Annotated in this window: 19 protein-coding genes and 1 pseudogene; 7 read left to right on the top strand and 13 right to left on the bottom strand. The window is 35.2% G+C overall.

Features of this window, described 5'->3' with window-relative positions:
• Positions 1–136: 136 nt before the first annotated feature.
• Positions 137–1030 (bottom strand): helix-turn-helix domain-containing protein, encoded by an 894-nt coding sequence (locus JOC75_RS21400; protein ID WP_204956008.1) that lies wholly within the window; start codon positions 1028–1030, stop codon positions 137–139.
• 361 nt (positions 1031–1391) lie between these two features.
• Here JOC75_RS21400 and JOC75_RS21395 point away from each other — a divergent pair, with 361 nt between their 5' ends.
• Positions 1392–3035: a M4 family metallopeptidase gene (locus tag JOC75_RS21395; protein WP_204956007.1), complete on the top strand. Its 1644-nt coding sequence runs from the start codon at positions 1392–1394 to the stop codon at positions 3033–3035.
• A 321-nt stretch (positions 3036–3356) separates the two neighbouring features.
• Positions 3357–3956, top strand: a complete 600-nt coding sequence (locus JOC75_RS21390) for a TIM barrel protein (protein WP_239589612.1) — start codon at positions 3357–3359, stop codon at positions 3954–3956.
• Positions 3957–4045: 89 nt separating this feature from the next.
• Here JOC75_RS21390 and JOC75_RS21375 read toward each other — a convergent pair whose 3' ends face one another.
• Positions 4046–9694: a 5'-nucleotidase C-terminal domain-containing protein gene (locus JOC75_RS21375; RefSeq protein ID WP_275580348.1), complete on the bottom strand. Its 5649-nt coding sequence runs from the start codon at positions 9692–9694 to the stop codon at positions 4046–4048.
• Positions 9695–10297: 603 nt separating this feature from the next.
• Positions 10298–11062: a tyrosine-protein phosphatase gene (locus JOC75_RS21370; protein ID WP_204956006.1), complete on the bottom strand. Its 765-nt coding sequence runs from the start codon at positions 11060–11062 to the stop codon at positions 10298–10300.
• Between the two features lie 229 nt (positions 11063–11291).
• Here JOC75_RS21370 and JOC75_RS21365 point away from each other — a divergent pair, with 229 nt between their 5' ends.
• The 3 genes from JOC75_RS21365 to JOC75_RS21355 all read left to right on the top strand — a co-directional run bounded on the left by JOC75_RS21365 (position 11292) and on the right by JOC75_RS21355 (position 11985).
• Positions 11292–11510, top strand: a complete 219-nt coding sequence (locus JOC75_RS21365) for a DUF1659 domain-containing protein (protein ID WP_204956005.1) — start codon at positions 11292–11294, stop codon at positions 11508–11510.
• 41 nt (positions 11511–11551) lie between these two features.
• Complete coding sequence (locus tag JOC75_RS21360) at positions 11552–11770, top strand: DUF2922 domain-containing protein (RefSeq protein ID WP_204956004.1); 219 nt, start codon at positions 11552–11554, stop codon at positions 11768–11770.
• 74 nt (positions 11771–11844) lie between these two features.
• Positions 11845–11985: a YvrJ family protein gene (locus JOC75_RS21355; protein ID WP_146950657.1), complete on the top strand. Its 141-nt coding sequence runs from the start codon at positions 11845–11847 to the stop codon at positions 11983–11985.
• A gap of 103 nt (positions 11986–12088) precedes the next feature.
• Here the strand turns inward: JOC75_RS21355 and JOC75_RS21350 are convergent, their stop codons facing one another.
• The 7 genes and pseudogenes from JOC75_RS21350 to JOC75_RS21320 form a co-directional block, all read right to left on the bottom strand.
• Positions 12089–12649, bottom strand: a complete 561-nt coding sequence (locus JOC75_RS21350; RefSeq protein ID WP_204956003.1) for a PepSY domain-containing protein — start codon at positions 12647–12649, stop codon at positions 12089–12091.
• 114 nt (positions 12650–12763) lie between these two features.
• On the bottom strand, positions 12764–13492 hold the full coding sequence (locus JOC75_RS21345; protein ID WP_204956002.1) for a PepSY domain-containing protein: 729 nt from the start codon (positions 13490–13492) through the stop codon (positions 12764–12766).
• Between the two features lie 69 nt (positions 13493–13561).
• Complete coding sequence (locus JOC75_RS21340; RefSeq protein WP_204956001.1) at positions 13562–14908, bottom strand: sensor histidine kinase; 1347 nt, start codon at positions 14906–14908, stop codon at positions 13562–13564.
• Positions 14905–15609: a response regulator transcription factor gene (locus JOC75_RS21335; RefSeq protein ID WP_204956000.1), complete on the bottom strand. Its 705-nt coding sequence runs from the start codon at positions 15607–15609 to the stop codon at positions 14905–14907. The genes JOC75_RS21340 and JOC75_RS21335 overlap by 4 nt, the downstream gene beginning before the upstream one ends.
• 167 nt (positions 15610–15776) lie before the next feature.
• Positions 15777–16106: pseudogene (locus JOC75_RS24515) on the bottom strand (methyl-accepting chemotaxis protein); the annotation flags it as partial.
• 587 nt (positions 16107–16693) lie between these two features.
• Entirely contained in the window at positions 16694–17530 is an 837-nt protein-coding gene (locus tag JOC75_RS21325) for an SGNH/GDSL hydrolase family protein (RefSeq protein ID WP_204955998.1), read from the bottom strand.
• A gap of 384 nt (positions 17531–17914) precedes the next feature.
• A complete protein-coding gene (locus JOC75_RS21320) occupies positions 17915–18721 on the bottom strand; it encodes an MORN repeat-containing protein (RefSeq protein WP_204956055.1) in 807 nt (268 codons plus the stop codon).
• 150 nt (positions 18722–18871) lie between these two features.
• Here JOC75_RS21320 and cuyA point away from each other — a divergent pair, with 150 nt between their 5' ends.
• Positions 18872–19882 (top strand): D-cysteate sulfo-lyase, encoded by a 1011-nt coding sequence (cuyA, locus tag JOC75_RS21315; RefSeq protein WP_204955997.1) that lies wholly within the window; start codon positions 18872–18874, stop codon positions 19880–19882.
• 193 nt (positions 19883–20075) lie between these two features.
• Here cuyA and JOC75_RS21310 read toward each other — a convergent pair whose 3' ends face one another.
• Complete coding sequence (locus JOC75_RS21310; RefSeq protein ID WP_204955996.1) at positions 20076–22409, bottom strand: TOTE conflict system archaeo-eukaryotic primase domain-containing protein; 2334 nt, start codon at positions 22407–22409, stop codon at positions 20076–20078.
• 250 nt (positions 22410–22659) lie between these two features.
• On the opposite strand from JOC75_RS21310, the gene JOC75_RS21305 reads away from it, so the two are divergent.
• The gene (locus JOC75_RS21305) at positions 22660–23817 is read left to right on the top strand and encodes a YecA family protein (protein WP_204955995.1); all 1158 of its coding nucleotides are present in this window, start codon (positions 22660–22662) and stop codon (positions 23815–23817) included.
• A 194-nt stretch (positions 23818–24011) separates the two neighbouring features.
• On the opposite strand, the gene JOC75_RS21300 is transcribed toward JOC75_RS21305, so the two are convergent.
• Both JOC75_RS21300 and JOC75_RS21295 read right to left on the bottom strand, forming a co-directional pair.
• Positions 24012–24572 carry a competence protein ComK gene (locus JOC75_RS21300; protein ID WP_204955994.1) on the bottom strand — a complete coding sequence of 187 codons (561 nt, stop codon included), beginning with the start codon at positions 24570–24572 and terminating at the stop codon, positions 24012–24014.
• Positions 24573–25249: 677 nt separating this feature from the next.
• Positions 25250–26059, bottom strand: a complete 810-nt coding sequence (locus tag JOC75_RS21295) for a helix-turn-helix domain-containing protein (RefSeq protein ID WP_204955993.1) — start codon at positions 26057–26059, stop codon at positions 25250–25252.
• Positions 26060–26299: the final 240 nt, after the last annotated feature.

Raw genomic sequence — 26299 nt, 5'->3', positions numbered from 1 at the left:
CTATTATATAAAAATAATAACTGCTCTGAATTCTTGACTAGCGATGATGTAACAGGAATTCCTACTATATATACCATGTTCTTAAGCATACATAGCCGTGAATATAACTATTGGAATATTTTCGACAAACATCTATCTAAGAAATATGCTTCCGCCGTAGCTTATCATGTAAACTCTCCACAAAAGAAATCATCTCATCTTTACCTTGCAGCTTAAAAACGGTTAAGCATTTTCTAATATGTGATGAACCACCTTCCCCATCACCCATCCGATAATAGTTTGAACCACATTGAAAATAAAGCTCACCTAATAAGTACATTGTCTCCATTTTCATCGCAAGCTTAATAGCTTTTTGACAATAATGCAGGGATTTCTGATATTCCCCCATATCTGTGTACGCTTTACCAACTCCATAATAAATCCGAAGTTTAATAGAGTCATCCTTCATAACATCAATTGACTTCATACTTCTTAAAAGCTTTGTATAAAGCTCCAATGACCGAGTATATTTCCCCTGTTCCTTATATAAAATGGCTAAACTATTAGCTATTTCAATTTCCCGCTCTTTCATGAGAGATCGTTCATTTTTATATGTCATGAACAATGCCCTTGTTACCTTCTCAACACTACTATGAATATCTTCATTTAAATAAAAATCACAGATTCCCTCATGCCATACTAAAAATTGCTTATGTTCAACTGACTGAAACAATGGATTGTTTTTTTCCTGTGTCACAATCTGTGAAACTGAATGATAATCACGTTCTCTTATAAAAAACCTTATCATTTTATAAACATCTCTTACATAATCTAGTCTTGGTGTTTCTGCTATTTCAAAAAAATAATTCATATCAACGCCAAGCTTTCTTGATAGCTTATATAAAATCAATGAAGAAGGAATTTCGTTCGAATTTTCAATTTTGCTAATTTGGGCTTGTGTACATATTCCCTCTGCTAATTGCTGCTGACTTAAATCCATAGACTTTCTTAAGCTCTTGATTACATGTCCTATTTCGATAGATTCATACATCATCAAGCTCCCCTTTATATAGTAGAATTCAAGTCAAGTTATGGAGGCTTATTTCATAAACCTTATTGCGCCTAGACACACAATTCAGAAAAGAGCCTTCATTAAAACCAACATACCACGAACCTAGCTAGGTATTCTATAGTCCTAACTCTCTAGGTCAATAGACCAGTAAATTATGCGTAAAATTATATAACTTTCTAAACTAGCAAGTACCTCCATCTTGTTAACACTTTACTAGCTTCAAACCACCAAATAGCCCATAATATCAGCTTTGTAGAAAAACTATTATCCTACTATACTAGCTTTAACACGTGGTAATAGAGTTAGCTAATTCTAAAATAAGCAAAAAGGGGAATGAAAAATGTCAAAAAAACTAGCAACCATTGTACTCGGCACTTCATTAGCTTTTAGCACCATCTTACCTACCTCAACTTCCTTTGCCTTAACACCCTCAGAGAAACTCATGGAAAACATGCAGCTAGAACAAAAACTACTAGAGAAAGATAAACAAGTTCCTAATTTTTTATCAGGTAAACTATCAAAAAACAAAGTAAAAACAGAAAAAGAAGTAAAAGCATTTTTAAAAGCCAATAAAGAATTATTTAAAATTGATTCTACTAAAGAACTTCAACTACTAGATAAGCAAACAGATGAATTAGGAATGACACATTATACCTTTTCACAGGTAGTAAAAAATGTCCCTGTAGAAGGTGCAGTTTTCTCCGTTCATACAAATAAAAATAATGAAGTCATCACAACAGCTGGTCAGTTATATCCTGAAGCATCAGCTAAGCTTAAGGATACAAAGCCTTCCATTACAGAGCAGAAAGCAATAGATCTTTCATGGAGCTTGATTAATCTTTCTGAAGAAGAAACAAATATACACAATGATTCAGTAAAGGATTTATCTCCAAAAGCACACACAGCTACAGAGCATAATCAGGTCAAAAAAGACTTAGTTGTTTACGAAAAAGATGGCGAATTTACGTTGGCCTATAAGGTTCAATTACAATTCATTGAGCCTTACGGAGCTAACTGGCAAATCTTCGTTAACGCTAAAGATGGTTCAATTGTTGATTCATATAATGCAGTGAATGATGCCGCTACAACGGGATCAGGATACGGAATAAAAGGTGATAGTAAAACATTAAACACCTATTCATCAGGTGGGACATATTATCTATATGATGTCACAAAACCAATGAATGGTGTAATCGAAACCTTCACAGCTCAAAATCGTTCAACATATCCTGGCTCACGTTCTGTTGATAGTAATAATGCTTGGACATCATCAACTCAAGGAGCAGATGTTGATGCTCATTATTATGCTGGACAAGTTTATGACTATTATAAAAACACTCACAACCGTAATAGCTTTGATAATAATGGTGCAACAATAAGATCAACTGTTCACTACGGAAGCAACTACAACAACGCATTCTGGAATGGCTCTCAAATGGTTTATGGTGATGGCGATGGAAGTGTATTTGCTCCATTATCAGGTGCTCTTGATATTGTGGCACATGAGCTAACACATGCTGTGACAGAACGTTCGGCAGGACTTGAATACCGTGATCAATCAGGTGCTCTAAACGAATCCTTCTCAGATGTTTTCGGGTATTTCCTAGATCCACAGGATTATCTAATGGGTGAAGATGTGTACACACCTACCAAATCAGGTGATGCACTACGAAGTCTCTCAAACCCGAGTCAATTCGGACAGCCTGAGCATATGAACCAATATGTAAACACAACATCTGATAACGGTGGCGTTCATACAAACAGCGGTATCCCTAATAAAGCAGCCTATTACACAATTAGCAGCATCGGTAAAGCTCAAGCTGAAAAAATCTACTATCGTGCTCTAACAGTTTACTTAACTCCAACAAGTAACTTTAGCTATGCACGAGCAGCCCTTCTACAATCTGCTGCAGATTTATATGGAAATGGAAGCAGCGCTTATAACGGCGTAAAATCAGCATGGGATAAGGTTGGCGTATATTAAAAATATAATTACTGAGTTACTGAGAGCACTCTATATGGGTGCTCTTTTTTTTGACGAACTTTTCATAAAAAACAAGACATGAATACACAAAAACAATGATATGGTAAAAGAGGAGAGAAATTATGTAGGGAGTGAACACACATCCAAAACATTCGTCTAAAAGCCGCTCTAAACCGTGAACAAATTCAAAATAGATTAGCCTACAAACCTGAGATTATAGAACTACACTTAGTCGAAAAAGACCTATATCAACCACACAGAATCATATCATACATACAGCTAATAAAATCAAAAGGAGCTAGGGTTTATCTACATCATCCTATGAAATACAAAGGGCAATATTTAGATATAATAAGTACAGATCCTGACATGCGGAGATTTTATGATTGGTCTTGTGAAGTACTTGCAGACATTTGCAAAAAAGAGAACATTAAGTGTGTGATTCACTGTCATTACATGCAATCAGAAAGCAGCCATCTTACTGACAGAAATAAGAGACTTGAAACCAAGCATAGAATAGAAGAAATTTTAACGATTTGCCCAACAGTTTTTCTATGGGAAGACACAACTCAAGGGATATTTTCAGCAATTAATCCCTATCTATTATCAGAAATTGTTCAGCCGCTCAATTTATCACTGAATATCGATATTAGTCATTCCTTTATTGCACTAAGAGGAGATAATACTGCTCTCAAAAAGCATTTGGAATTATATCATCACTATGCTGATTATTTTCATCTTGTTGATTCCTATGGAGTCGAGCATGATTCATTACCACTTGGAAAGGGAAAAGTCGATTGGAAAATGGTGAAGCCATTTATTAAGGACACTGATTTTATCTTCGAAATTGACTTACAGGATTCGTATTACTTAGATTGCGAACTGATGATTGAAAGTGCACAATATTATAATGAAGTTTAAAGGGCTTTCTAAGAAAAGGAGAAGTGCCAACAGCTAAGCACTTCTCCTTCAATCAAACTATTATTCTATTCGACAATATTCGGGTGGTGTCAGGCACCAATTCCTCGTCTTCTTTTAACTCCATAAACACTAAAGCCTACAAATAATAAGAATGCACCTAAAATTAGCGTATTATATGCATTTGTTGCCGTGCTTGGTAAGCTATTTCCACTCTTAGGAGTTGGGCTTGGAAGTTTATTAGTATCAGTATCTGTATCTGTACCTGTATTTGTATCTTTATCTTCCTCAGCTTTAGTAGGTTCAGCTTCTACCTCAAACACTCCATATGTGCTAAAATGCTTTGTTTTAGCAGTAATCTTACCATCCTTGTAAGTTCCACCGATTAATTCCCAGGCTTTCTTTTCTTCGTTATAATAGAAAACCTTCACATTATTAGGATTTTTCACCTTTTTGGAATCTACATGAAAAACTAATGTCATATCTTCTTCAAATTGGTGATACTCTTTACCATCTGCAAAAATAGTAAAGTCGAATACCGCTAATGAGCCTTTTGCTTTCATCGGTGAAATCAAGATTTCAACTTTTTTATCAGCTAAAAGATTTTCCACTGGAATCACTAATTGAATATCTTCTTTAGAGATTGTAATTGGAATATTTTTATCTTTAAGCATATTCACTTGCTCTTTAGAAAGCTCCACCTTAGCTGTTCCCTTTGTATTCACTTCAATAGTAAGTGAACCATCTTGTTGAATACTTTCTATCACATCAGTTGAAATTTTATATGTGTTTCCTTTTTTAACTGCTTTTGTTGTTTTCGTTTTGTCTTTTGCTGGATCTTGATCTTCTCCTGGATTCTCACCATTACCTGGGTCTTCTCCATTACCTGGATCCTCTCCATTGCCTGGATCCTCTCCATTACCTGGATCCTCTCCATTGCCTGGATCCTCTCCATTGCCTGGATCCTCTCCATTACCTGGATCTTCTCCATTACCTGGATCTTCTCCATTGCCTGGATCTTCTCCATTGCCTGGATCTTCTCCACCATCAGTCACTTCACTAATGCGACCTTCTGCGTTATATGAGATTGGGCTTGTTAAGCTACTGATATAATCAATTGTTGCTTGAAGATCATCAGGACCTTGAACAGAATTTTCCCCAAATTCATTTAAACGATATTGATCACTACTATGAGGATACATATAATTGTTCACAGTAACAGTGAATGTTTCATTGTGATCAATCTTTGTTCCATCTAAGTGGAAAATATCGACAACTTGTCCGAACTCTCCAAGGGAGCTGTTCCAAGTGTATTTGAATCCACCAACACTAACATCAGGACCATATTTACTAAATTGTGCATTTAGAATTTCCTTAAGCTCAGCACCTGTAATTTCTAGCTTCACTAATGTATTACCAAATGGTTGAACATTGAATAGCTCACTCCATGTGATATCTCCGGCATCTACTCCAGCACGGATTCCACCACCATTCATTAGTGCAAAATCACTGTCCATTGCTTGAATCATACCATCGGCTATTAAGTTACCAAGCGCATTGTCACCAATTTCGCCTTTCTTTGCATAACCACCATTTATTTCTGTAGCGGCAACACCAATTACTTCATTTAGTTTTGGTCCAACAGCATCAAGATATTTCGTTAAAATGCTATTTACCTCAGGATCTGGTGTAACTCCTTCTTGAACAACATCTACGATTTGAGCTGATTTTTCAACAATATCACCTGTTAAAGGATCAATTTTAAAATCAACATCACCAAATGCTTTTCCATAATCCCACGCTTGAATAATTAACTTGTTATCAACTTCTGCATTCAGCTTTACATGATTATGTGCAGCAAAAATCATATCTACCGCATCATTTGCTTTGTTAGCAATATCAGCAATTTCCCCTGTAATTGTATTTCCTTCTTGATTACCTGGAACATGTGCTAAAACAACAATTGCCTCAATTCCTTGCTTTTGTAGCTCTGGCACATATTTGTTAATTGCTTCAGCTTCATCAGTGAAGCGTACATTTTCATTACCTTTTGCAATGATCATATTCGGTGTTTCAGTTGTTGCAATACCGATAAATCCTACCTTTGTTCCAGCAATTTCTTTAATTGTATACGGATCTAGAACAAGCTTACCAGAATCCTTATATTCAACATTTGCTGCAACCATTGGAAAATTAATTCCATCATAATTTTTTGTTCCGTTAGGATGTTCTCCACCTTGATTTAAACGAAGCATTTCTGCCACACCTTCATCAAAATCGTGGTTTCCAACTGTACCTACATCAAAACCGATCGACTCCATCATCTCAACTGTTGGCTCGTCTTGTAGCAAGCTAGAAACAGGAGAGCTTCCTCCAACCATATCACCTGGGTGAACGATTAGTGTGTTAGCTGGATTTTCTGCTTCATGCTGACGAAGATAAGTAGCTAAATAATCCATACGACCAATTTTTGTATCTTTCACACCATTTATTTCAGCTTTAGATGTAACATCAATTTTCCCGTGTAAATCATTTACACTTAAAATTTGTGCATCGATTAGCTCTGCTTGCTTTTCAGCATCTTCCTGGAAAATACGTCCTACATTATATGAAATAGGACCTTTGAAATTCTTTACAAAATTAACTGTAGCTTCTAAGTCTTCTGATCCAACAATAGGATTTTTTCCCAATTCACCAATTGGACGATACTTCGCTCCAGTTGCTGTTGCCATAAAATTATTTACAGTAATTGTATACGTTTCTTCTTCATTAATTACTGTACCATCTGGCATTGTAATTTCAGTTACTTCTAATGGAGACTTTGTCCATTTGTATTTAAAGCCTGAAATACTATAATCAGGACCATAAGATGTTGAAAGCTGCGCCTTCATAATCTTATATAAATCTGCACCTTTAATTTCAAGCTTTGTTAATACATTGTTGAAAGGCTGAATATTAAATAACTCATTCCATGTAATTGGACCTGCGTTCAATCCATCACGAATTCCCCCACCATTCATTAGGGCAAAATCTGAATCCATTGAATGTCGCATACCATCAGCAATTAAATTTCCAAGCTCATTATCGCCAATTGCACCAAATGCTGAATATCCACCACTCATTTCAGTTGCGGCTTGTCCAACAACTTCATTTAAAATATCTGATACTTTATTTTCATATTTAGCTAGAATATCAGCTACAACTGGATCTGGCTCGATTTTACTTTGATCAACATAAACAACTTCAGCTGTTTCTTTCACAATATCGCCTGTAGAGCGATCAATTTCTACACCAATATCTGCAAAAGCTTTTCCATATTCCCAAGCTTGTACGATTAATTTTGAATCAACATAACCATTGACGATTTTGTGATTATCACCAGCTAAGATAATATCTACTTCATCATCAACACCATTTGCTAAAGTTGCTGCTTCACCTGTAATTGTGTCACCATCTTGTGATGCTGTTAAGTGACCAAGAACAACGATAGATTTTACACCTTGCTCTTTTAGCTCAGCAACTGCTTTATTTACACCTTCTGTATAATCTGTAAAACGAATATCTTTAATCCCATCAGGAATAACCTTTCCAGCCGTTGAAGGAGTAATCGCTCCAACAAAACCTACCTTCACACCATCTACTTCTTTAATAAAGTATGAATCTAGTAAAGGTTTTCCTGTTTCTTTATACTCACAGTTTGCACATAAAAGAGGAAAGTTTTGACCATCATAATTTTCCGTACCATTAGGATGAGCTCCACCTTCTAAAATACGCTTTAATTCTGTTACACCTTCATCAAATTCATGGTTACCAACAACACCTACATCAAACCCAATTGCCTCCATAATTTCTACTGTAGGTTCATCCTGTAAAAGTGCTGATACTGGTGAGCTTCCACCAATAATATCTCCTGCATGAACTTTTATTGTATTCGGGTTATCGTTCTCACGCTCTTTTAAGTACGCTGAAACATAATCCATGCGTCCTAAAGTGCCTTCATCTAAGCTATACGTTTGATCGATTTTGCCATGTAAATCATTAATGCTTAATAATTGCAGCAGTAAATTATCCTTTGGTTCTTCAGCAGTAGCTGCTTTATACCCATTATCTTGGGCTTCTTTTTCATTACTAAAGAAAACACGTGCCTCAACAGGTACATCCTCAAAATTCTCTGGAGAAACATATTTCATTGTCTCAGAGTTACCAACATATCTTAATAAACCTTTACCCTGCTCTCTTGCACGGAACTCAAAGGGCAATTCAGCAAGCTGGTTATCAGGATTCCAAATTCCCTTTTCTTGTTGCTTTGCTTCTTTTACAGCTGCTTGATACTGTTCATACTCACTTTGATTTCCTACAGGCCAAATAAAATAGGTAGTAGCATAGCCTTCTTCAACCATTTTTAAGTTCGTATTCACACCAGTATCCTTATGAATAACTTGTGCAAGTAAACGACCATAAGTATCTAATGCTTCCTCGCCTACTTTTACAATAACCTCATCACCAGCTTTAAGGAGCTGATTTAAGTATTGCTTCGCTTGCTCTCCATGATATTTCTGACTTTCATCTTCTGCATTTTTCGGAGAATGATACGTTTCTGGTGTATCAATGTTAACGTATCGAACCTTTGTTGTACCTAATACAGGTGTTGAAAGATGAATTGTGTCTCCATCAACAACACTTGCCACTTTTGAAGTATATTCACCCGCAACACTTGGAGCTTCAGGCTGCTCTTGAAGCAGGTTTATGTCTGCTGGCTTACGCGGCAACACTTGGTATGAATCATATTGACTAACAATAGCAGTAAAGCTGTACCATTTTCCTTCTTGTACTGCTTCAATTGCATTTGTACCTTCCATAATACGTACTGTTGTACTGTTAAATTCTTTGTCGATAATACTTACATTATATCCCCCACCAGCTGGGCTAGTTGGCACACTTTGAACATAGCCTTCAACTTTAACAAGCTGTCCTTCTAAAGCCTCAGCTTTATCGTTATTGTTTAAGTCTACTAAACTAGTTTTCTTCGGCTCGGGCAGTTCATTTCCTTCAGAAAGAACTTCAATCCCGCCAGCTGCTGGCACAATTTCAGTAAGTCCTTTATAAGCCTCGATATTACCTGTTATCTTAATAGATTGACCTTCTTTTAAAGCAGGAAAACCTGTTCCATCATAAGCATAAATATTAATTCCTGCTGTTTCATCTTGAATGTATGTAGATAATTTCCCACCACCAATGCTTGAATTATCAGCTGTAACGATTCCTTCTACTGTTACAGTTTGTCCCAATTTAGTGCGAGCATCAGCAATTGTACCTTCTGCAGGTTGTGGTGAAGGTTCACCAGAAGTAGGCTTAGTGAACTTTAAAGAAGTGACACTCTCAATAGATTCACTTCCGGAATATACATCTCTTTTACCTGATACAATAATTTCTTTGTTAAGAGCTGCAGGATTATTTTGTGGACTAAACTCTGCACGATAATCCTTTGTTAGCTGAACAACGATCGTAGATTCACTATCAACACGATTAGCTACCTTAATAGCATATTCTCCATTTGTTGCTGCAACAATAATCCCTTTCATTGTAACGGCTTTACCTCGTGATTCAGTTAATGCCTCTTCAACAGTTAACACATCACTTGCAGCACTCGCTTGTGGAGCAAAGCTAGTTAAAAATGATGGTAGAACTAACGATAAAATTAGAACAAAAGCAAAATACTTCCTTATTGCTAATCTCTGCATAACTCTCCTCCTAAATAATGTTTACTAAATTAACATACAAATACAACAATAGCTCATGATTGTTAATCAACTATTAAAAATATGTAAACCTTTGTAAAATTTGGTAGAACTATAGTCGGTTTTCAACTACTCTGTTATAGATTTCCGTCGAAAATCCACAAAGTATCTCGATTAATCCATCTCATGCTTTCTATTTTTGTAAATGTATTTTTTCTTTACTCTCCCTTCATAGCTTTTATGGTCACATATTGCATGATAAAAAATTCTTACCGATCTACTAACAAATTTATGAATATTCAGATTACTTAATCCGCACTTCTTTTTAGATTAATATTAACCAATAGTTAATCTAACTTGATTGTAGAGTAAATAATATTTTTGTGAACAATCCTGTAAGGGAATGTATCCCAAAAATATAAGTAATAGTGAAATCATACTAGTCTATAATGTTGAATTTTTCATTCTATTTTAAAGAGTTCTCTTTCATTACAGAGGAATAGATAAAGAAAAAAAACAGACAACCAATTAAAATTGGTTATCTGTTTTAGTATAGTCTATGAAACTTTCAATATCCGACAAAAGTCGGGGCGTGACAGGCACCTTTTAAAAAATCCCTAAAAACTTCTTACGCTGAATCTCTTGTGGGGGCTGTCTGTATATCGTACTTCCCTCTACTACTAACTCGGCATTTTCCTGAAACATATAAACAAGCTCACTACCGAATTCTTTGCCAATTACATCATAAGCCTCTCTTAAACGGAATGTTCGTCCAGATAGATTATGTGCATCAGATGCTATAAAATGAGCCTGACTTGACTCAATTAATTGTAGTGAAAACTTCTTAATCTTTTTCCCAAAATCACCTGTAACACTTGAAGCTGTCACCTGTGTTGCAGCACCTTGTTCAACAAATTTATATAATATATTAGGATTTTCAATAATCTCTGAATTACGCTCAGGATGAACGATAATTGGTGAAAGACCAGCTAACTGAATATCAAATAATAGCTTCTTTGTATATCTCGGAACATGATTTGAAGGTAATTCAATAAATACATATTTTGATTGATTAAGAGTTAAAATCTCACCCTTTTCATAATCCTCCAAAAGATCCCCATAAATCCGTGGTTCTTGTCCAGGAAGAATTTCAAGTGGGATATTATGCTCACTAATCAATTTATTCAACATGATCACTTTATCTTTAATCGTTTCAGCAGTATTTTCATACTTCCCATTTTTATGGTGTGGTGTAGCAATGATTTTTGTAATACCCTCATTTGCCGCATGCTTCACCATATCTAAAGAAGCATTAATATCTTTCGCACCATCATCAATTCCATCTAAAATATGGCAATGAATATCAATCATCTAAAGTAATCCCTACCTTTCTATTAAACGATCAACTCGCACAAAAACTTCAATATTACTATTATTATATATCACAAACGATAAGTCTATATTCAAATAAACCCATTCGACAAAAACCGGGGCGTGACAGGCACCTGTCGAAACAGGTGCCTGTCAAAAAAAAATCCATACACACGATACTCTACCTCCACCTTCTCTGTATATAACAGGTGAAAGGAGGTGGAAAAGCATGGCAAATCAAGTTTTACTAGATTCACAGTTACGATTAGTCTTTGATATGGGTGTTGATGAGAAAGGTAAGATCATTTTCAAAAACAAAAACTACAACAACATCAAAACATCTGCAACGGCTGATGAATTACTGAGTGTAGCTCAAGCAATCGTTAGCTTACAAACTGAAACATTATCATCTGTTGAGCGTAATAACTCAAATCAAATTTTGGCGTAACATTTTGAGTTGATATTACCTTTAGGAAGGAGGTGTAAAGAATGGCTAAAACTCTAGAGCTTCAATTTTTGAACACAGAAGGAAAAACAGTAAAAGTCAATATAGATTCACCAATCGACCCTGTTGATCCAGCAACACTTGCATCTGCAATGGACGCAATTTTAGCTGCTAATGTTTTCATCACAACGGGTGGTGAATTCGTAGCTAAAAAAGGTGCAAGAATGATTGAACGTAATGTATCTGATATTGGACTTGCATAACAAATGATAGAAAGGACTAACATGTGAATTCTAGTCATGTTAGTCCTTTTTTAATGAAAGTGAGGTGTAAGAAGATGGAGCAATGGTTATCAGTTATTAGTGAAGTGGGCTTTCCTATTGTTGTCACGTTGTTTTTGCTTAATAGGATAGAAAGCAAGCTAGATACGTTAAATCATTCAATTCAGATGCTGCCTATGCAATTGGAGAAGAAATGAGGAAGGAAATGATTAAAAGGACCATCAACTAGTTGATGGTCCCTTTGGTTTGTGGAACATTTTGAATGTGAAACAAGAAAAACCGGGTGGTGACAGGCACCGCTTACTGTTCTAACTCCAATACCTCTCCTGTCACTGCATCGATTGTAATATCTCTTTCTCCATCCGAAGTATCGAATTCCATTTCATATTCATATCGACCATCATCTTCGTCAAGCTCTATTTCTACAAGTTTACCTGTGATTTTCTTTTTGGCAATTTCAATGGCTTCTTTTTCTGATAGTAGAGGTTGGTTAGAATTAGTTGCCTCATGTGTTTCTACGTCATCTTCATGGTCGTTGTTGTCGTTATCATCAGCTTGCTCTTCGTCAACTTTAATTATCTTCCCAGTAGCTGCATCCACATCTATATCAAAATCCTTAGAATTTTGTTCAATATCTACTTCATAGTAAGTTTGACCATCATCACTCTCTAACTCCACACTTTTAACCGTTCCATCCACTTTTTCCAGTGCAATTGTTTTAGCCTTTTCAATTCCAATATATTTTGAATTGATTTCCACTTTCTTTTTTGCCTGATCTTCTTGAGCATATCCATGATTAATTGCGATAGAACCACCTAAAACAATGACAGCTGCCAATGCTATTGTTACAGTTTTTTTCATCCTAATTTCCTCCTAAATTGTTTTATCTTACATTTCTAACTATAAACATGTAAGATGAGAGGAAAGAGATAGGAAGATTAAAATTTGATGAGAAACAGCTCTTTTTCACATTAATTATTCTGAATTGTCATCATCACCTTCATCAGCAGCTTCCCATGTAACTGACCTTATCTGGCCAGTTATTGCATCAACTTGCACAACACCTTCTTTTTCATTCGAAACCTCCACCTCTATAAGGAAATATGGAGTGATAGTTGGATCAGCTGGCTCTACATAATCAACATCATCAGCCATACCATTGACATGCTGTTGGGCTAGAGTAATTGCTTCAGCTTCTGAAATAACACGTGTTACTTCCTTTTCTATATCCGTATTTAAAATCTCACCTGTATATGGCTCAACCTTGACTGTAGTTGTTTCATTTTTTTTGGTAACAACCGCTAGATAATGTGATGTATCCTTTTTTTCCACATATTCAAGTGACTGAAGATCACCATATGATGCAACAAGCTTCTCCACTTCATCCTCAGATAGCATTTTTCTTTGTGGCTCTTTTACTATTTCAGTTTTTTCTTCTCTTTCAATTGAAACAACATCACCATTTTGTTCATCAATTTTAATTTGATATACTCCTGTTTCAAGTAGCATTTCCACTCTAAATTCACCTTTAACGTTCTTTATTTCCAAAATCTCACCAGGATATTTGTTTAAAGCCACCTGTTTTGCTTCCGCTTCTGTTAATGCTTTAGCTGAAATTGAGTGAGGCAAATACTGAAAGCCAACGATCACTAGTACAAGAATTAGCAAAGCACTGCATATAACAACCACTTTTTTCTTACTCATCATCTCACCTCTATCATCACAATATTTGATTTAGTATATCTTGTAAAAATGAGAACTTGATGAGAAAAGTTAACTTTTTAAAAATAATTTAACTGTTGTGCCTCTACCTTCTAAGCTTTCCAGCTCAATCCTGACATCAATTACATCTGCAATCTCTTTTGCCATGGATAACCCTAATCCTGATCCTCCATGTTTTCTGCTTCTTGCTTTATCAACTCGATAAAAGCGATCAAACACTTTAGGTAGATCTTCCTTTGGGATTCCGATTCCTCTATCCTCTATCACAATATAAATTTCATCACCAGTTTCGCCAACCTTAATCGATATCAGATCATCACTATATTTTCTTGCATTATCTAGAAAAATAAATAACAATTGCTTTAATTTTTGGGCATCCGTCACGATTTCAATATTGGCATTACTTATGAATTCAATTTTGCGATGAAAGGCATTTTGAAAATTAGTCACTAAATCTGTTAAAAGTTCAGTTAAATTTAACATCTCATTATTACTATTCCATTGCTCCTGGTTCCTCGCTAATAAAAGCAATTGTTCTGTTAAATCCTTCATTCGTACCGCTTCTGAATGAATGGCTTCGAGCGATTCTTCAACTAAATCGGGACGTTCGAAGCCTCTTCTTTTTAAAAGACTTGCATAGCTCTCAATAATCGTGATTGGCGTTTTAAGTTCATGTGAAGCATTTGAAACAAACTGCTCCTGCTTTTCAAAGTTATTTTGCAGCAGCTCAATCATATGATTAAAGGTACTACCCATTTCGAAGAGCTCATCCTTTGATTTCCCTTCAAGCTCTAACTGTTTAAATTGCCCACTTGCTTCAATGTCCTTCATTGTATTTATCATCGATCGAATCGGACGACTGATTAAATTACTCAAAATAGTTGTTGAGATAAATATTGGAATCATTGCAATCAGTGTAACTGTGAGTAAAACAATTTTCAGTATAGAAAGAATCGCTACAGTTGACTCAATACTTTTTGTCACCTGTAAATTGACAATACTTCCGTCATTCCAAATGATTGGACTTGAAGCATATACAAAGCTTCTTTCGTTATGGGTGATGATTTCTAGATGCTCTCCTTGGTAAAAGGTTGGTTTTCGTTGATACAATTGATTTTCTGGATCGGTGGTAATCGGTGGTTCACCTTGATTGTTTTCCTTAACAATTTGGATCATTCCATCGATAGGAACATAGGCACGAAGTAGGTCTGTTGGTGGGATTTGAGAACTATTTTGACTAATCTCATAAGCTGTTTTTTCCATTTCAGCCTTTGCTTGGTCACGTTCATTTTTCAGCATAAGCTCGCTAAAAATAAAATAGATGGAGATATTCATAATAATTAATAAAATGATAAATAAACCTGTTGTATAAACATTTATTTTATTTCGCAGCTTCATTTTGCTTCCTTCAAGACATAGCCAACGCCTCTTACTGTGTGTATAAGTGGTGTTTCATAACCATGATCGATTTTTTTTCGTACATAACGAATATATACATCAACAACATTTGTATCACCAAAATAATCATAGCCCCAAACAGCCTCTAAAATTTGATCTCGATTTAATACCTGGCGCTTATTTTTTAGTAAATAAAGTAACAAATCATACTCTTTTGGTGTGAAGTCAATCTCATCATCGCCTCTAAATACCTCACGCGTCTTTTCATTTAGCTTTAATTCACCAGCTGTTAGCCACTCATCTTCATGAGAGTCACCCTTTACTGGTTGCACTGAACGCATTCTTAAAACTGCTCGGATCCGCGCTAACAGCTCCTCTATCTGAAAAGGCTTTGTAATATAATCATTTGCTCCAAGATCTAATCCTGATACTTTATCTTCTACAGATCCTTTAGCTGTTAAAAGAATTACTGGTGTATTTGTATCCTTCGCGCGAATTCTTCTTAAAAGCTCAATTCCGCTCAACCCAGGCAACATCACATCTAATAAAATCAAATCCCATTTTCCTGTTCGGTACAAATCAAGCGCCTGTATCCCATCCATTGCCTTCCCTACCTGATAACCTTCATACTCAAGCTCAAGTTCAAGTAACCTAAGGATTTTCTCCTCATCCTCCACAACTAAGATGGATTCATTGTTCATCGGAACCGCCTCCTTTTTGGGGGTCAGACCCCATTTCTTCTAACTATTATAATTAACAAAAATAAAGAAAAAAGCCAATGATTAAAAGGACCTTTATTTTGAAGGTCCTTTTGGTTTGTGGAACAATTTGAATGTGAAATAAGAAAAACCGGGTGGTGACAGGCACCCTATAATTTATGAACAAACTCACTAAGTTCATTAGAAAATTGTTCAATTCCTTCTATTAATGATGCAATTTGTTGCATTGATTCGGCTTGTTCGTTGCCTACTGTTGCGATTTTTTCTATAGAGCTTTCCATTTGCTTTGTTACTTTTTGAATTTGCGCTGTTATTTCACTTACCTTTTGAGTAGATGCTACAGTCTCTTTTGAGAACTTTCGAATTTCATTTGCTACAACCTCAAAGCCTTTACCTTTCTCCCCGGCACGAGCTGCTTCGATTGCTGCATTCAAACCAAGTAAATTGGTTTGATCTGCTACTTTCTTGATCATTGATAGAACAAGATCGGTTTCCTTCACATTTTTGCCTGCTTGCTCAGATTGTGAAATGAGTTCTTGTGAAAGATGTGCCAATGATTGTGATCCTTCTACGACTGTTCCAATTTGCAGCTTAGCCTTTGATAAAGATAATGCCATTTGCTCGATATTTGTTCTTAATTCACTTTGTTTGCGAATCTGAATAGCAATACCACCAATTACTTTATTTCTATCATCAAGTAATGGTAGGGCTGTTCCAACAAATTCAAACCCATAAAATTCTGCTGGCACATCTGCCTGGAGCCTATTATTCTGACGCATCGCAACAGCTAAAGGCTCTTCAGGATTAATTCTTTGTCCAACCTTAATATCTAGATTTATTTCTTCACCTGGGTAATAAGCGATAAATTTCTCTAAATCACATACAGCGATAGACAAATCAGCAGGAATCGCTGATTTATATATTGGAATCAATTTTACTAAACTATCTAAAGAATCTATTTGTCCAATCATAAAATACTCCGTTTCTGTAAGAAGTCTTGCTCCCAGCATTTTTACTTTTCTGTATTATAAAGGAATATTTTAGAATTTACTAACAAAATTTTCTTTTAGTTACCTGTAAAATAAGAACTCAAATACTCCATCCATATTTTATGACCACGTTCATTCGGCAAGCTTTCAGCCGTTAAATAGCTCTTAAGCTTTTCATCCTTTGCATTTGGCCACTTTTCCCAATGATTTAAGTAAGAAATGTTTTGTCCCTCAGCAAATGCTTTTAACTCGTCTATTTGTTTTGGATAATAAGTTGCACCATACAATGGGTTTCCAGGCTGTAAAAATATTGTCACTTCTGGATTAACCGCCTTCCAGCTTCCAAGCATTTTCCCTATGCTATCGAAACGATTTTTCATCGCAATTTTCATTGTGTTATCACTTATTGTAAATGGTTCAAACAAAACAATATCCGGCTTTAACTCGCTAACCTTTTCATAGGATGTTACCCGATTAACGTCAATAGACGTTTTGTTGCCTTCTGATATAATCGTTACCTTAAAGATATCTTCACCATATGTTTCTACTAGCTTCTTTTTGAAGAGCTCTGGCCAAGTACCATTTTCGTCAGGAGTACTTTCTGAACCATAAATGACAAATTGAAGTGGTTCCCCAGATTTTGAAGAAGCGATAATTTTATCTTGTAATGTTTTCTGTAGATTCTTTGTATATGTAGAAAGATTTGTTTCTGGCTTATCCTCTGGCTCAGCCACTTTCTCAACGTCTTCTTTTGATAAAGCTTCTTCAGTATTTTTATCTTCCACTGTTTCCATTTTAACCGGCTCTCTTAACATTTCAGCCTGAGCTGATAATTTATTATTCCAATGAATATTTCCCGCAACGATCGAACCAACACATAGCAACAATACGATCGTATATATAAATCTCTTCACAACATCCCCTCCAGTTACTTATCAATCCTTGAAATCGATTCCACTATAATTCTTACAAATTAGATAATATGCAGTCCATGTATATAAAATTGGAAGTCTATTATTATTTAGTATAAAGTGGATTATGACCCTTTTCTAACATAATCGTTAGACAATTAACTAGGACTGATACTAGCATTCGGCATTCTTCTACCAATAGGTGATAGAAAGTAGTCGAAAGAACCTGGAAGTGGTCATTTAATATGAATGATAGTTTCTTGAATGGTATGTTGCTTAAGTGAAGAGATGTACCTGGACGAAATTTAATCTAGTCATTATATCTTCTGATTGTGTGTAACAATAATTTGTGAAACAAGAAAATTCGGGTGGTGACAGGCACCAAATTTACTTCGGTTCCCCATCAACCCACTGTCCAGTGTAGGTAGAGCCGTCTTGATAGTGCATGGTTCCTTGACCTTCTGGTTTTCCCGCTTTTAATTGACCAATGTATTTTTGTCCGTTCTGCCAGATATATTCTCCTGAGCCTGTTATATCTCCTTCAAAGAAATCTCCTACATATGTTGTGCCATTCGTCCAACGCATTGTTCCTTTTCCATGTGGTTTGCCTTCTTTCGTGTCCCCTGTGTATGTGGAACCGTCTCTCCAGGCAAGGGTACTTTGATTACTTACTACTTCTGCTAAAGGAGCATTGGTAGTATACTTTGATACATGACCTTCAACACCTTTATATATAAGAAATCCAGTTATAACAATCACACTTATAACGACTAAAAAATCTAGAATCTTTCGACTTGTTTTCTTATCACTAAGCTGATATTTACTGATTCTTTTCGTGTCATATTCTGTGCTAAATAATATTCGTTCACAGTTTTTACATGTATTACGCAACGGTTCATTCGGAGTATGGCAAAAAGCACAAACATAATAATTTTTGGGATTATTATTTGCTTTTGCTTTAGATAGCTGTGTGAAGGTTGACCTTTTTTTAACTAGCTTTACTTTACTGTTACTTTGTTTAATTTTTTCATAACAAATTCCACATAATATGATCTTTTTAAATGTGTTACTCTTATCCTCAGGATGAAGAATCTGAAAAGCAGTTAACTCACTATCATCCATAAGATTATTGTTTTTATCCAAATATATATTATGAGCTAAACTATCAATCTGCTTGCAAGCACTGCACTTCATACGATCTCCTAACCTATTACCATTTTTATCATAAACATAATTTTACATAAATTGATAAAAAATAACTACTAGGAAAAGGGAATTCTATGAAATTAATAGGTAATTCGACAAATACCAGGGCGTGACAGGCACCGCAAAGGAGGTTTCATTTTGAATCTAGCAAAATTCCCGAGACGACGTTATACTACAGCACCTACACCTATTGAGAAATTAGATCATCTTTCAGAGGCTCTTGGTGGACCAACTATTTATGTGAAAAGAGATGACTTGCTCGGTCTTACTGCTGGTGGAAATAAAACTAGAAAGTTAGAGTTTATTATTGCAGATGCTCTTGCAAAAGGAGCCGATACGTTAATTACTTGTGGAGGTATCCAATCAAATCATTGTCGCCTAACTCTAGCTGCTGCCATTAAAGAGAAAATGAAGTGCATACTCGTTTTAGAAGAAAACCTAGTTAAAAGCTCTACAGAATCAGACTTTAATGGCAATTATTTTCTCTATCACATACTAGGTGCCGAGAATATTAAGGTTGTGTCAAACGGCACTAATTTGATGGAAGAGATGCAACATATCGCCAAAGAGGTAGAAGCTAGTGGTCGCAAACCGTACATCATCCCCGTTGGTGGCTCAACACCAATCGGAGCAACTGGGTATGCTGCTTGTGCCAATGAGCTATTAGCGCAAACCTTTGAACAAGGCATCAACTTAAATTCAGTTGTTTGTGTAAGTGGTAGTGGTGGAATGCACGCAGGTTTAGTTGCTGGATTATATGGCACTCAAAGCAATATTCCTGTAGTTGGCATAAATGTGAGTAGAGGAAAAGCGGAGCAGGAAGAAAAAGTCTATCAATTAGTAAAAGAAACTTCAGCACACCTGGGGATTCAACATCCCATAGCAGCTGATGAAGTTAGCTGTTTTGATGAATATGTTGGAGAGGGCTATGCTATTCCTACAACTGAAATGGTCGAAGCGATCCAGTTATTTGCAAAAACAGAAGGGCTCTTACTTGATCCGGTATATACAGGCAAAGCCGCAGCAGGTCTTATTGATCTTATACGTAAGAGCTATTTTAAAAAGGGTGAAAACATTTTATTTGTTCACTCTGGTGGTGCTCCGGGATTGTATGCTAATACTGAGATTTTTAGGGGTATTGGTGTTTAGGATTAAAAGGTGAATTCATTACTGATAGGGTTTGCTTAAGAAGTACTGGATTCATATAAAATTCTTCTTTATAACCATTCCAAGATATAGTAAAGGGAGATAAAGCATTGTCTATGCTTTATCTCCCTTTTCATTAATTGTGGAACTTTTTTGTGAAACAAGAAAATTCGGGTGGTGACAGGCACCGCCCACACTAAAACAATCTCATTTGCTCAGCTGATTCAGTACCCATATCCCCCTGCACATAGCCCATATTCCTATATCCTGCACTTCTCTTCACAAACATCTTTGCAAGTATTGGTACGTTTTGGTCTACATAATCATATACTCGTACTTCTTGTTTATGATCATGGAGTCGATGGAGTCTACCTACATATTGCTGGAGTGTACCTTTCCATGAAATAGGCATAGCTAGAAATAATGTATCCAGTCTGGAATCATCAAACCCCTCCCCTATATATTTACCTGTAGCTATAATAAGTCGTTCTTCGTTATCAGGTATCAATCTAAGACGATCAAGTTCTGCCTTTTGTTCTTTCTTGGAAACATTTCCAGTCAATACAATCATATTTTTCACAAATCCTTTAAACTGATTTTGAAGAATTTCAAGATGTTCGATTCGCTCTGTTAATATAATTGGTGATCTCCCTTCTTCAAGGTTATGCAAAACATCATCAAAAATTTGTTGATTTCTACTAGTATCAAGTGATATTTGGGTATAGATGTTTTGAATTTCAATTGAATCTGAAGTGAATTTAGTATTTCTAACTAGTAACTTATGAACAAAAGGTCTAACTTTAGCTTGAGTTTTGCTATCAACCTTATAACGAATAGGACCAGACTGCATAAAAATGATAGGGTGTAATCCATCTTTACGAATTGGTGTAGCTGTTAAGCCATGTATATATTTTGCACGAACTTGTTTAAGGACTCGTTCGAATGTAAACGCAGAGATGTGATGACATTCATCTATAATGATCTGTCCATATTGAGTGATAAATGATTTTAATTCTTTTTTTGATACAAGACTCTGTATCGTGACAACATCAATCATCCCAGTTAGTTTCTTTTTCCCACCACCGTATTGTCCAATATCAGTTAGAGAAAGATTTAAAAAGGTAGAAAGTTTTTCAACCCATTGAACCTGAAGCTGTGTTCGATCAACAATAATTAATGTATTAACCCCTCTTTCTGCAATTAAAGCTGCTGCTGTTACAGTCTTTCCAAACCCAGTTGTTGCCGCTAACACACCGTTTTTTCTTTTTAATAATGCTGATACAGCCTCTAACTGAAGAGATGTAAGTTGCCCATGGAATGATAAATCAACCGGCTGACCATCAAATCTATAATCAACGAATTCTAATTCAATTCCTAAATCAAATAAAAGTGTTTTAACATCCTCCTGGCAACCTCTTGGTAGGATAAGATTTTCGTGATCTTCTTCACTACAGTTAATAATCTTAGGCATATTATTTGTAGGTAGCCGTTTTTTCTGCGCCTTGAAATATTCAGGGTTTTTTATACTAGCCAACTCTATAAGCTTGGTTATTGTAGATGAAGGAAGTGAGTTCTTTTTTATAAAAAGACCATTTTTCAAAAGAATAGTAAGCTTCTTAGGTATTATGGAATTTTCAGAACTCTCACTACTCGAAACTCTTATTATATTATCCAAGAAAATGGATATATCATTATCAGTTAACTTTCTAATATGAGATAAATAAATCCACTGATCAGGAAATGCCTTGAAATCATCATTTACAAAAAGACTATTCCCCTGCTTTGCTGCATTCCTCTGCAATGGAAGACCGATTAAGTTCCCGAAACCACCTTCGGAAAGTGTATCTTGGTTCGGAAACATACGATCATATGAGTCAATTCCTATATGAAGTTTTTCCAATGTTTTTGTAAGTAGTGCTAATCCCAGCCTCCGCGCAGTCGAAGCCTTTATATCCGATTCAAAAAAGAACCAAACATGTGCACCATTTCCAGAACGGGAACGTTCAATACTATACGGTAACTCTAGATCTTTACAAACTTTAGTAAACGCAGTAACATCCTGCTGCCAATCTTTTTTATCAAAATCGATAACTAGAAAAGAACATAGGTCATTCTGTTTTATCGGATACAAACCTACAACATGTTTCCCACTTAAATGGTCAATTAAAACTTGATTAGTTATTGGAAGCAGTTTTCTATGTTTACAATCTGTACATTTAATCTGTGGTTTAAGGCAAATTGGCTTCTGCCATTCAAATGCACATGCTGGAGCATAACCTGATTTCCCTGATTGAGACTCCCATCGAATAGCATAAACATCTTCCCGTCCGGTAAATAAACTTCTATATAATTTAATTTTAGACTGTAAAGAAGAATGCTTCGTAACAATTTGAGATTCACCAAATGATATATAATGATTAATTGATTCACCGTGCATGAACAAACTAAGCTGCTTTTTAAGATAAGTATTTTCACTCCTTAGCTGTTCACACTCCAGTTGAAGCTGTTTTATTAAGTTCTCAGATTCCATTTAGTCTACCTCTTAACAAAGATGGATTTATGGTCTAACTTTATAATGTTTACCCTATTAGAATCAACTATACAATGAAAATTTTCTTTGCTACCATTTTTTAACCTGACAAAATTCTACAAAACCCGGGGCGTGACAGGCACCGCCCGTGGAACTTCCTGTGAAACAAGAAAATTCGAGTAGTGACAGGCACCGCCCGAATTTATTACAATAAGTACAAAGAAGAAACCAGAGAGGAAATATACCCATTATGACATTCTTAGAAAAAGTAGAGCCATATATTTTAAGTGATAATGAGTTATTACGATCATTTGCATTAAGCAACATAAATAAAAGTTATTTAGGTACAGAAAAAACCTTTTTTCTAGCGTTAGAAGCTATGGATAAACTACCGATAACTCCTATGGTAAATAAAATTATTCCTTATACGAGTAAAATCCCTTTTACAGAGACAATGTTGCAAGAAGTGCTTCTACGTTTAGAAAAAGATGATGGAAATAAAATTTGGTACTTAAGTATGTTAGATCGGTGTGATACAGATCTACTGTTTAAATATAAAGATCAGTTATCACCATACATTAACAAAGAGGCATTAGATCATTATCTTTCTCTTTTATCAATGAATAGTGAACAATTATTTCTCGAAGCAGCCACTATTATGAACCAACTTGAAGATGAATTTAACAATCCATTATTTCATTTTGGAAAGAGAGTTTTCAAAGAACTTATTAAACATGGTGTGTATAGTTCAGAAAACTTTTGGGATATCGAAGCTGGGATTAAAAGTGAACTAGAAAACGACTATTTTTCCTTTAACGGAATTTACAATGTATTTCTAGCAGGTGAACAAAAAGTAGAGTCTCTAGTTCCTACCCTCTCAACCCTATTAGATAGAGTAGAAGAAGACTTTTTACTACAAGAAGTTGAAACAGCATTAATTAAAATCGGTAATGAGGAAGTACTAAAAGAAGTAGAAAAGCATCTTCAACTGGTTGATACAGCCTATTCTGCAGTGGAAATTTTAGCAAATATTAAGCTACCACTTGCAGAAGAAATACTATTGCGTCAGTATAAAATCACGAAAGATAAATCGATTAAAACAATGATAGCTGAGGCTTTATTAACACAACTTTCAACAAAAGCGATTCCGCAGATTGTAGCTTTCATTGAAGAGGGTTATAACAAAGGGTTATTGAATCTTGAAGAGCCTTTGTATGCATGTTGTATCATAAACAAGGTTGATCATCCTATGTTGAATCAATGGGAACAACGACTAATAAAAGAAAAAGAAAACCAAGAAGAACGATCGAAAGAAATCCATCGCAGGTTAGCAAGTAATACTAAAGTTGGGCGAAATGATCCATGTACTTGTGGTAGTGGGAAGAAATTTAAAAAGTGTTGTGGGTAAAATCTAAGAAACACTCAAATTATTTAATATATAACGAGTGATAAAAGTGTCCTAAATACATAATATTAGAGTTCAAAGAGGAGAGTGCTGCTTACTAATGGTCACTCTCCTTTATCTGTTGTCTTCTAATAATTTTATAACTATTCTGTGGAACTTCCTGTGAAACAAGAAAAACCGGGCGGTGCCTGTCACCCTTAATAAAAATATCCTTCCCTATTCTCAGCCACTCCACTCATTCGGTAAAGATCAGCTATATGACTATGACGCTGACTATAGGTTGTGATCAGACGAGCGCTTTTGTTCAATTTATCTTGTAGAGTTCCCCTACTTATTGGAACTCTTAGTTTATTGTAATTTGTAAAAACGATGATTGAGTCATTTTTATCTGCTATTATATCGATGACATGGTGAAAGGAAATCCATATGCAATCGTCACTTTTTGCTGCGCTCAATGGAATCATGCAGAATTGATTAACCTGACTGATGACCGCTGGAAGCATTCGTTGGTTCTTTAGAATTTCCTTAGCAGAACTGTTGATTCCCTCAAGATCACATCCATAATAAATACTACTATCTTCAACAATTTGGTAAGGGCGAATAGTGACTATTTTTATATCATATTGACAAAGCACTTGACTATGCAAAGCACCATTATTAGAATACATCGGTTTTACCGCCATTGTTTCATCTTTAATAATATATCCGGGCAGTTCGACTACGTCTTGCTTTTTATAATGATAGTTTTGATTATCCAATTAAACACTCTCCTCTAGTTTTTAATACTTTAAATTTCTATGAGAGTTGGATATAATATACCAATAGCGTTGGTATTTTCCAACCTGTGTAAATCCTTAAGTACGACCCGTGGAAAGTTAGTGCTTAAGGATTTTTTCTTTGTTTTTCCCTCAATAGATCACCTCCTTATCGTCGTTTCTTGTAACCCCAAAAATCTCATAAATACTTGCATTATCTTCATAAGCATGTGAATTAATAGCTAGACATAAGTGAAACCTTGATGTACTGCTTCGGCAATTTGAAATTGAATAAAGAATAGCTGATACGCAATTCTGTACCATACAAATATAGCAAAGCTTATTTTGATGGAATTTATGTAGATTTCATCTTGGAGAGGATTAAAATACATTAAGTACTTTAGATGTTCATGTTCCGTCTGATAATTCGTGGGGTGTTTTTTTAGTAATAGTCTATCTATTACTAAAGTTAGATAAGTATTTAGTTACTGTCATCCTTCTTCACTTCAATCTGAAGGCAGTGAGATCACCTTCAACTCATCCTTATTACTCATTCTCATTTATTATAAAACAACTATTATCCTAGTTACTGTAAAAATTTTGTAAATTATGTAATTCGTTGTCGAGCATTTAGTCACATTCTAAAAACTCTACATGCTTTTGCTGAACTACTATCAAAATTACAGCGCATATCCCCTACTTCTTAGGTTTTCAACCATAGTAGAATTACTTTCATCAGACCAATATTGATCTCTACATTCCTCAATAAAAAGCCTTGATAACAAATGATCCAATACACCTTTATAATAACCAAATAGATTAGAGATTTTCTTTCTCTTTGAAGCTTGATAAGTTAACTTAATTCCTAAAGTACCTAGGTCAAGTAGCTGCTTTTCACTATAATAATTTTTAATATCTTTTATTTGATACAAATAAACTCCATATAGGCGATTAATTGTCTTTTTCTCTGTTGTAAAGCAATTACACATTACTCGAAAATATTCGTATGGCAACAAAACGGGGCTGTTATACGTTTTTAGATCTTTTAAATTGTTTAAAGAAGAAGAATTGTTTTTTGGTGTGACATTTTCAGGCTGCTCTTGTGTGACAGAAGTAGTTTCGACTACCACTTCTTCTACGAAAGGTTGGATCACAATTGCATTAGATGTTTGCTGATGATCACTGTTTCTCTTCATTTCATATTGCTTAATAATCCCAAAGTCCTCAAGTGCAGCACAAACACGAATAATTGTCCGACGGGCTTTCCCAACCATTTCAGCGATTTTATTTTTCGTTAAATATGAAACTCCTAAATATTTTACACTGTATCTTCCTAGTAATTTTAAAATCATGATCATCGTTTTTGTTAGATTATTTTTGTGATGGTTAATGTGGCTGTAGACTGATTGATTAAGTTCTTCAAGAGTTGAGAATGTTGACAGAGTTTTATATGTATCGGTTGATGCTATTGTTGTGATTGCTTTTTTCATATTGGTAGCCTCCCTATATTTGTTCATAGGGAATATAGGGAAATTAGGATTGTTGAGTAGCGTTGGTTTTGTAATTTTTCAAACTATTTTTAGAAGTTTTATTAAATGTTGAAAAAATACTAAAAAAGCCAGTAACATTATGCTGACTTGTTTTTTTGTACAACGATTAAATTAGACACTCTACCCTTCCAATCAGCTCACAAACTATTTTTATCAACAGCAAACAACTAAAAACAACCT

The organism is Metabacillus crassostreae, from assembly GCF_016908395.1.
GTDB classification, from domain to species: Bacteria; Bacillota; Bacilli; order Bacillales; family Bacillaceae; genus Metabacillus; species Metabacillus crassostreae.
This window is presented reverse-complemented; position numbering and strand designations above follow the sequence as displayed.

What these genes read in the sequence shown, in the direction of transcription:
- JOC75_RS21400 (WP_204956008.1), bottom strand. Translation starts at nt 1,030, where the DNA reads ATGTATGAATCTATCGAAATAGGACATGTAATCAAGAGCTTAAGAAAG.
- JOC75_RS21305 (WP_204955995.1), top strand. Translation starts at nt 22,660, where the DNA reads ATGACATTCTTAGAAAAAGTAGAGCCATATATTTTAAGTGATAATGAG.
- JOC75_RS21370 (WP_204956006.1), bottom strand. Translation starts at nt 11,062, where the DNA reads ATGATTGATATTCATTGCCATATTTTAGATGGAATTGATGATGGTGCG.
- JOC75_RS21390 (WP_239589612.1), top strand. Translation starts at nt 3,357, where the DNA reads ATGAAATACAAAGGGCAATATTTAGATATAATAAGTACAGATCCTGAC.
- JOC75_RS21345 (WP_204956002.1), bottom strand. Translation starts at nt 13,492, where the DNA reads ATGAGTAAGAAAAAAGTGGTTGTTATATGCAGTGCTTTGCTAATTCTT.
- JOC75_RS21320 (WP_204956055.1), bottom strand. Translation starts at nt 18,721, where the DNA reads ATGAAGTGCAGTGCTTGCAAGCAGATTGATAGTTTAGCTCATAATATA.
- JOC75_RS21365 (WP_204956005.1), top strand. Translation starts at nt 11,292, where the DNA reads ATGGCAAATCAAGTTTTACTAGATTCACAGTTACGATTAGTCTTTGAT.
- JOC75_RS21375 (WP_275580348.1), bottom strand. Translation starts at nt 9,694, where the DNA reads ATGCAGAGATTAGCAATAAGGAAGTATTTTGCTTTTGTTCTAATTTTA.
- JOC75_RS21310 (WP_204955996.1), bottom strand. Translation starts at nt 22,409, where the DNA reads ATGGAATCTGAGAACTTAATAAAACAGCTTCAACTGGAGTGTGAACAG.
- JOC75_RS21340 (WP_204956001.1), bottom strand. Translation starts at nt 14,908, where the DNA reads ATGAAGCTGCGAAATAAAATAAATGTTTATACAACAGGTTTATTTATC.
- JOC75_RS21335 (WP_204956000.1), bottom strand. Translation starts at nt 15,609, where the DNA reads ATGAACAATGAATCCATCTTAGTTGTGGAGGATGAGGAGAAAATCCTT.
- JOC75_RS21395 (WP_204956007.1), top strand. Translation starts at nt 1,392, where the DNA reads ATGTCAAAAAAACTAGCAACCATTGTACTCGGCACTTCATTAGCTTTT.
- JOC75_RS21350 (WP_204956003.1), bottom strand. Translation starts at nt 12,649, where the DNA reads ATGAAAAAAACTGTAACAATAGCATTGGCAGCTGTCATTGTTTTAGGT.
- JOC75_RS21360 (WP_204956004.1), top strand. Translation starts at nt 11,552, where the DNA reads ATGGCTAAAACTCTAGAGCTTCAATTTTTGAACACAGAAGGAAAAACA.
- JOC75_RS21295 (WP_204955993.1), bottom strand. Translation starts at nt 26,059, where the DNA reads ATGAAAAAAGCAATCACAACAATAGCATCAACCGATACATATAAAACT.
- JOC75_RS21355 (WP_146950657.1), top strand. Translation starts at nt 11,845, where the DNA reads ATGGAGCAATGGTTATCAGTTATTAGTGAAGTGGGCTTTCCTATTGTT.